This window comes from Streptomyces sp. NPDC048111 (genome assembly GCF_043202815.1).
Lineage (GTDB): Bacteria > Actinomycetota > Actinomycetes > Streptomycetales > Streptomycetaceae > Streptomyces.
Genome location: NZ_JBIDBD010000061.1, coordinates 1 through 7,216, shown reverse-complemented (window position 1 = coordinate 7,216; position 7,216 = coordinate 1). Strand labels below are relative to the sequence as shown.

Here is a 7,216-nt window from a genome sequence, read left to right as displayed (position 1 = left end):
GCGGGGGCTCCGCCCCCTGCACCCCTGCTCGGGGCTCCGCCCCGAACCCCGATCGCGCCTGAACGGCGCTCGTCCTCAATCGCCGGACGGGCTGAGGTGGCCTGGTGCTGCCCAGCACCGGCCCTGCCAGGGGCGCGGGGAACTGCGCGAGAAGCGACCACGGTCCGCACACGACCGGGGGTTAGGGGCGCGGGGAACTGCGCGAGAAGCGACCACGGCCCGCGGACGAACGCGGGTTTGGGGGCGCGGGGAACTGCGCGAGAAGCGACCACGGCCCGCGGACGAAGGCGGGGTCAGGGGCGCGGGGAACTGCGCGAACCCCGGGCACCCCCAGCGCCGCCAGGGGCGCGGGGAACTGCGCGGAGGGGTCAGGGGTGGCCCCTGAAGCGGCGGCGGTCGTGGGGTGGGGTGGGGGGGTTCTCGGCGAGGGCCAGGACCGCGCCGTCACGGCCGGCCACCACCGGCTTCACCCCCCGCGCCGCCTTCGCCCGGTACTGCGCCGCGTCCGCGAGGCGGAACAGGCGGCGCGCCGAGCGCACCTCGCCGATCGGGTCGCCCGTGGAGGCGATCCCGCACGCGACCCCCTCGCCGAGTTCCAACTCCCCCGCGCGCAGGCAGAGTTCCTCGCCCACGGCCACCACCTCGTCCGCCCTCGGCCCCACCGCGAGGAGGCAGAACTCGTCGCCCCCGAGCCGCGCGGCCAGCGCGCCCGGCAGTTTGGCGCCGCACAGCGAGAGCACGGAGCCGAAGCGTTCGAGGAGCCGGTCGCCCACCGCGTGCCCCAGCGTGTCGTTGACCCGCTTGAGCCCGTTCAGGTCGCACACCACGAGGCTGACCACCGAGCCGTCGGCGCGGTGCCGCTCGACCGCCGCGTCCAGCCGCATGTCCACCGCGCGGCGGTTGGCGAGCCCGGTGAGCGGGTCGGTGAAGGCCAGCCGGCGCACCTCTTCGAGGCGCTCGGTCTGGGCGATCCCGGCCGCGGCCACGGAGGCGAGGACGGTGGCGAAGTCCGCGTCGGCCGCGTCGAAGACGGGCGCCCCCACCGGCCGGGCCACGTACAGCTCGCCCCAGGCCCGCCCGTGCAGCACGATCGGCGCGACCACGCAGCAGCCCCGGCCGCGCCGGCGCAGGGCGGTGACCCGTTCGTGGCAGTAGCCCGCCTCGCCGCCCGGCGGCTCGGCGGCCGTCTCGACCCAGGCGTTCGGCTCGCCGCCCCCCGCCCAGCGCTCGTGCAGGAACTCGGTGATCTCGGGGAACTGGTGCACGGGATAGGTCTCGTCCTCGGGGAACTCCTGCTCCCCGTCGGCCCGTTGGCCCTCGTTCACCAGCACCCGCAGGCGTCCCAGCTCGCGCTCCCACACCGAGAGCGCGGCGAAGTTCCCGCCCAGCGCGTCCCGCGCGCCGAGCGCCGCCGCACGCCAGGAGTCGCGCGGCGTGTGCGCCGCGGCCATGGCCTGCGCCAGCGAAACCACGGCCCGCAGCCGGGCATCCTCTCCACCCATTCCTCCAGCTTAGGGAGGTTTGTGCGGTTTTGACCCATGGGGACGCCGACGCGCATCCCCGCACCCCCTCGGCGGCTCAGCCCCGGCGGGCGCAGGGCCCGGGAGGCCGTGCACGCCACGGGGTCACGTGCTCAGTGCCCGGGCCACCGCGGCTTCCGCTTCTCGTTGAAGGCGGCCACGCCCTCCGCCCGGTCCCCCGAGAACGCCACCGACCGCCACGCCGCGTCCTCGACCTCAAGGCCGGCCCGCAGGTCGAGGCCGTGCCCGAGCCGCATCGCGCGCTTCGCGGCGCGCAGGCCGACCGGCGAGTTGGCCGCCATGCGTCCGGCCAGCGCGAGCGCCTCGGCGCGGGCGTCACCGGCCAGGACGTCGACGAGCCCCAACTCCCTTGCCTCCGTGGCCTCGACGCGCCGTGCGGTGAAGACCAGCTCGGCCGCGCGGGCGGCGCCGACCCGGCGCGGCAGCAGCTGCGTACCGCCGCCGCCGGGGATGACGCCGACCGACACCTCGGGCAGCCCGACCACGGCCGTCGCGTCCGCCACGATCACGTCGCAGGCCAGGGCCAGCTCGAAGCCGCCGCCGAGGGCGAAGCCGTGCACGGCCGCGATGGTGGGCATGGGCAGGTCGAGCACGCCCGTGTAGGCGGCGCGGGCGGTGGGCCGCTGGCGCACGAGGTCGGCGTCGCTGAAGGAGTTGCGCTCCTTGAGGTCCGCGCCGACGCAGAACGCCCGCTCGTTCGTCGAGGTCAGCACGGTGACCCGGGCCTCGGGGTCGGCGCCCAGCGCGTCACAGGCGGCGGCGATGGAGCGGGCCATCTCGGTGGACACGGCGTTCATGGCCTTGGGCCGGTCGAGCACCAGCTCGGCCACGTACCCCTCGCGCCGTACGACGACGAACTCCCCGAACCGCTGCTCGGCCATGGCAACCCCTCCGTTAACGAACGTTACGTCGGGGCGATCCTAGGCCGTGCCCGGCCCGGCCCACTAGGACGGGTTCGGGGCCTCGCGCCGGTGCAGGAGCCAGGGCTCGACCACGCCGAGGCCGCGCACCGGGCGCTGCCACATGGGCTGGAGCGCGAAGCGGTACTTGGCGACCGGCACCGGCTCCTCGCCCTCCTTCTCGGCGGCCAGGGCGTCCTGTGCGGCCTGCGCCTCGGAGACCGGGGCGTCGCCGGTGCGGGACAGCTCCTCGGCGAACGCGCCGTCGACCAGGACGGCGTCCTTGGGGGCTATCGAGGTGAGGCGGCTGGCGAGGTTCACGGTGGTGCCGAACACATCGCCCATCCGGGTGGTGACGGTGCCGAACGCGATGCCCACGCGCAGGGCGGGCATCGTCTCGTCCCCGGCCATCGTCTCGATGAGCCGCAGCGAGATCTCGGCGGCCGTGCCCGCGTCGTCGGCGGCGAACAGGACCTCGTCGCCCAGCGTCTTGATGAGCCGCCCGCCATGGGCGGCGACCAGGTCGGCGGCGGTCGTCTCGAAGGCCTCGACGAGCTCGCCGAGCTCCTCCTCCTCAAGGCGCCGGGTGAGCCGGGTGAAGCCGACGAGGTCGGCGAAGCCCACCGCGAGACGGCGGTCCACCATCTCCTCGTCGTCGGCGGCCTGCACCACGCGCCCGGTCGCGGCCGCCAGCTGGCGCCGCCACACATAGACCAGGAACTCCTCCAGCTCGGGCAGGAGCAGCTCGACCAGCGGGTACGTGACCTCGGTACGCGTCATGCCGGGCTCGGGGGGCTCGGTCAGGCCCTCCAGAAAAGAATCGATCTGCCATTCGGCCAGCCGGGCGGTGGTCTGCCCGGTGGAACGGGCGACCTGCACCGCCATCGGCTCGCTGAGCAGCCCCGCCTCGACCAGACCGGCCAGCCGGCGCAGGGCCAGCACGTCGGCCTCGGTGAGCGCCTTGGCCTGCCCGATGTCCGCGAAGCCCATGGCCCGCCAGAACCGGGAGGCCAGCTCCATGGAGACGCCCGCGGTACGGGCCGCCTGGAAGGGCGTGTAGCGCCGCTCGGCGCCGAGGATCAGCTGTTCCAGGCGGATGGCGAGCGGATCGTCGGTCGGCTCGGCGGTGTGGTCGACGGCGTGGTGCGGCGTCGGGTACGCGGAGGATGCGGGGGTGCCGGAGCCGCCGGGGCCGCCGCCGGTGCCGTCGTCCGCACCGGACCGTGTCTCGTCGACGGTCACCGGCCGCCTCCTGCCCGTTGCCTGCGCACTGCCCTGCCGATCTGTCGCTGGATCGGGCTCAACGATACGGCAGGTGTGCCGTAGCTCACGTCCCGGGAGCGTGTCCTTGGCCTGCCTATGACGTGGCCGGACGCAGGTGCACGATGTCCCCGGCCGCCACCGGACGCCGCTCGCCCTCCGCGGTGGCCAGGACCAGCCGTCCGTCCCCGTCCAGGGCGACCGCCTCGCCCCGCACCGACTGCCCGCCGGGCAGCTCCGCGCGCACGGCGCGCCCCAGGGTCGCGCAGCCCGCCGCGTACGCCTCCTGGAGGCCGGACGCCGCCGGGTCGCCGCCCGCCCCGCGCCAGGTGCCGTACCACTGCTCGAGGGAGCGCAGCACGGCCCTCAGAAGGGTGTCGCGGTCCGTGGAGACGGCTCCCGCGAGGGCGAGGGAGCCCGCGCCGGGCACCGGGAGTTCGTCGGCGCGCAGGGTCACATTGAGGCCGATGCCGACGACGACGCCGTCCGCCCCGGCCCGCTCGGCGAGGATCCCGCCCGCCTTGCGCTCCTCGCCGTCCACGGTGACCAGCAGGTCGTTGGGCCACTTCAGCGCGGTGTCCACACCCGCGGCCCGGGCGAGGCCGGTCGCCACCGCGACCCCGGTGAGCAGCGGCAGCCAGCCCCACCGCTCGACCGGCACGGACGAACCCGGCTTCAGCAGGACGGAGAAGAAGAGCCCGGAGCGGGCCGGCGCCGACCAGCGCCGGTCGAGGCGCCCGCGCCCCGCGGTCTGTTCCTCGGCGATCAGGACCGCGCCCTCGGCGAGCCCCGCCGCCTTCGCCGCCAGGTCGGAGTTGGTGGAGCCGGTCGCCGTGAGCACGTCCAGCGCGGTCCACAGCCCGTCGGGCCGCAGCAGGGCGCGGCGCAGCGCGGTGGTGTTCAGGGGCGGCCGGTCGAGGTCGGACCAGCGGCTGTCGGATGCGTCCGGGGGTGTCATGCAGCCAGGTTAGGCCGCAATTGCAAGCCGCCCCGGGTGTGGCAAACGCCGCACTGCCGAACCGTATCGGCGCCACTACCCTACGAGTCAGTAGCCAGCCTACGAGCCAGAGCCAGCCACCCCGTGACCAGGCAGGGAGCCGCATCCCGATGTCCGAGCCGGAAAACGCCCAGAGCGACGCCACCGTCGACATCCACACCACCGCAGGAAAGCTCGCGGATCTGCAGCGCCGCATCGACGAGGCGACCCACGCCGGCTCCGCGCGGGCGATCGAAAAGCAGCACGCCAAGGGCAAGTTGACGGCCCGTGAGCGGGTCGAACTGCTCCTTGACGAGGGCTCGTTCGTCGAACTGGACGAATTCGCCCGGCACCGTTCGACCAACTTCGGGATCGAGAAGAACCGCCCGTACGGCGACGGCGTGGTCACCGGCTACGGAACGGTCGACGGCCGCCCGGTGTGCGTGTACTCGCAGGACTTCACCATCTTCGGCGGCTCGCTCGGCGAGGTGTACGGCGAGAAGATCGTGAAGGTCATGGACTTCGCGATGAAGACCGGCTGCCCGGTCATCGGCATCAACGACGGCGGCGGGGCGCGCATCCAGGAGGGCGTGGTCGCGCTCGGCCTGTTCGCCGAGATCTTCCGCCGCAATGTGCACGCCTCGGGCGTCGTGCCGCAGATCTCCCTGATCGTCGGCCCGTGCGCGGGCGGCGCGGTGTACTCCCCCGCGATCACCGACTTCACGGTGATGGTCGACCAGACCTCGCACATGTTCATCACCGGCCCCGACGTCATCAAGACCGTCACCGGTGAGGACGTCGGCTTCGAGGAGCTGGGCGGCGCGCGCACGCACAACACCACGTCCGGTGTGGCGCACCACATGGCGGGCGACGAGAAGGACGCGATCGAATACGTCAAGTCCCTTCTCTCCTACCTGCCGTCCAACAACCTGAGCGAGCCGCCGGCCTTCCCCGAGGAGGCCGATCTGGAGACCTCGGACGAGGACCGCGAGCTGGACGCCCTCATCCCGGACTCCGCGAACCAGCCGTACGACATGCACACGGCCATCGAACACGTCCTGGACGACGGGGAGTTCCTGGAGACGCAGGCCCTGTTCGCGCCCAACATCATCACCGGCTTCGGCCGGGTGGAGGGCTTCCCGGTCGGCATCGTCGCCAACCAGCCGATGCAGTTCGCCGGTTGCCTCGACATCAACGCCTCCGAGAAGGCCGCGCGCTTCGTGCGCACCTGCGACGCGTTCAACGTGCCGGTGCTGACCTTCGTGGACGTCCCCGGCTTCCTGCCGGGCGTCGACCAGGAGTACGGCGGGATCATCCGCCGCGGCGCCAAGCTGATCTACGCCTACGCCGAGGCGACGGTCCCGCTGATCACCGTCATCACCCGCAAGGCGTTCGGCGGCGCGTACGACGTGATGGGCTCCAAGCACCTGGGCGCCGACCTCAACCTGGCCTGGCCGACGGCGCAGATCGCGGTGATGGGAGCCCAGGGCGCGGTCAACATCCTGCACCGCCGCACGATCGCCGCGACCGCCCCCGAGGAGCAGGAGGGAGTGCGGGCCGAGCTGATCGCCGACTACGAGGACACGCTCCTCAACCCGTACATCGCGGCGGAGCGGGGGTACGTGGATGCGGTGATCATGCCGTCCGAGACGCGGGCCCACGTCGTGAGGGGTCTGCGTCAGCTGCGCTCGAAGCGGGAATCCCTGCCTCCGAAGAAGCACGGCAACATCCCCCTCTAGGCCTCCAGGAGTCGCTGTGATCAAGGTCGTACGGGGCAACCCGACCCCCGAGGAGCTGGCCGCCGCCCTGGCGGTGGTCCAGGCCCGCGCCGCGGCGTCCGCCCCCGGCGGGGCCGCCGCACCGCCGCCCCCACCGGAGTGGTCCACCCCGACCCGCATCGCCCGCCACGCCCTCCCCCGCCCCGGGGTTCGCGCTTGGGCGCGCACGTATTGGCCGGGGTAGGGGGGGTGGGTTTGGGGGCTGAGGTTCGGGGTGCCCGTGTGCGCAGTTCCCGGCGCCCCTGACGGGGCTGGTGCCGGGCGGGGCGCCCCGGTGCCCCGCACCCCTTGGCCCCCGGCCGTCCGCGGGCCGTAGACGCTCCTCGCGCAGTTCCCCGCGCCCCCAACGGCACTGGGGTACCCGGGGGTTGCGGAGTTTCCGCACCCCTTGCCCCCGGCCGTCCGCGGGCCGTGGTCGCTCCTCGCGCAGTTCCCCGCGCCCCTGGCAGGACCGGCGCTGGGCCGCACGTACAGCCCGGCCTGCCTCGCGCAGTTCCCCGCGCCCCTGGCAGGACCGGTGCTGCGCCGCACGTGCATCCCGGCCTGGCTCGCGCAGTTCCCCGCGCCCCTAACTGCACCGGTGCCGGCCAGCATGGGCATCCTCAGCCCGTCCGGCGTTTGAGGACGAGCGCCCTTCAGGGCGCGAAAGCGGGGGTGCAGGGGGCGCAGCCCCCGCCGGGGTCCGAGGGGCGGAGCCCCTCAGCGGGTCTGGGGCGCAGCCCCAGGGCTCAGCCGGTTCAACCCGCTGCACGGGCGGGCGGG

At 74.0% G+C, this 7,216-nt stretch carries 6 protein-coding genes; 2 read left to right on the top strand and 4 right to left on the bottom strand.

Annotated features, from left to right (window positions below; all coding sequences use genetic code 11):
* Window positions 1–368: 368 nt before the first annotated feature.
* From ACGF3I_RS35040 to ACGF3I_RS35025, 4 genes are all read right to left on the bottom strand, one after another.
* A complete protein-coding gene (locus ACGF3I_RS35040; RefSeq protein WP_393139350.1) occupies window positions 369–1,502 on the bottom strand; it encodes a diguanylate cyclase domain-containing protein in 1,134 nt (377 codons plus the stop codon).
* A 131-nt stretch (window positions 1,503–1,633) separates the two neighbouring features.
* Window positions 1,634–2,422, bottom strand: a complete 789-nt coding sequence (locus ACGF3I_RS35035; protein ID WP_393139348.1) for an enoyl-CoA hydratase/isomerase family protein — start codon at window positions 2,420–2,422, stop codon at window positions 1,634–1,636.
* 63 nt (window positions 2,423–2,485) lie between these two features.
* Window positions 2,486–3,682 carry an adenylate/guanylate cyclase domain-containing protein gene (locus ACGF3I_RS35030; protein WP_393139346.1) on the bottom strand — a complete coding sequence of 399 codons (1,197 nt, stop codon included), beginning with the start codon at window positions 3,680–3,682 and terminating at the stop codon, window positions 2,486–2,488.
* Between the two features lie 115 nt (window positions 3,683–3,797).
* Window positions 3,798–4,658: a biotin--[acetyl-CoA-carboxylase] ligase gene (locus ACGF3I_RS35025; RefSeq protein WP_393139344.1), complete on the bottom strand. Its 861-nt coding sequence runs from the start codon at window positions 4,656–4,658 to the stop codon at window positions 3,798–3,800.
* 149 nt (window positions 4,659–4,807) lie between these two features.
* On the opposite strand from ACGF3I_RS35025, the gene ACGF3I_RS35020 reads away from it, so the two are divergent.
* Both ACGF3I_RS35020 and ACGF3I_RS35015 read left to right on the top strand, forming a co-directional pair.
* Window positions 4,808–6,415, top strand: coding sequence for an acyl-CoA carboxylase subunit beta (locus ACGF3I_RS35020; protein ID WP_393139342.1), 1,608 nt, complete (start codon window positions 4,808–4,810; stop codon window positions 6,413–6,415).
* Window positions 6,416–6,431: 16 nt separating this feature from the next.
* Window positions 6,432–6,638, top strand: coding sequence for an acyl-CoA carboxylase epsilon subunit (locus ACGF3I_RS35015; RefSeq protein ID WP_393139340.1), 207 nt, complete (start codon window positions 6,432–6,434; stop codon window positions 6,636–6,638).
* Window positions 6,639–7,216: the final 578 nt, after the last annotated feature.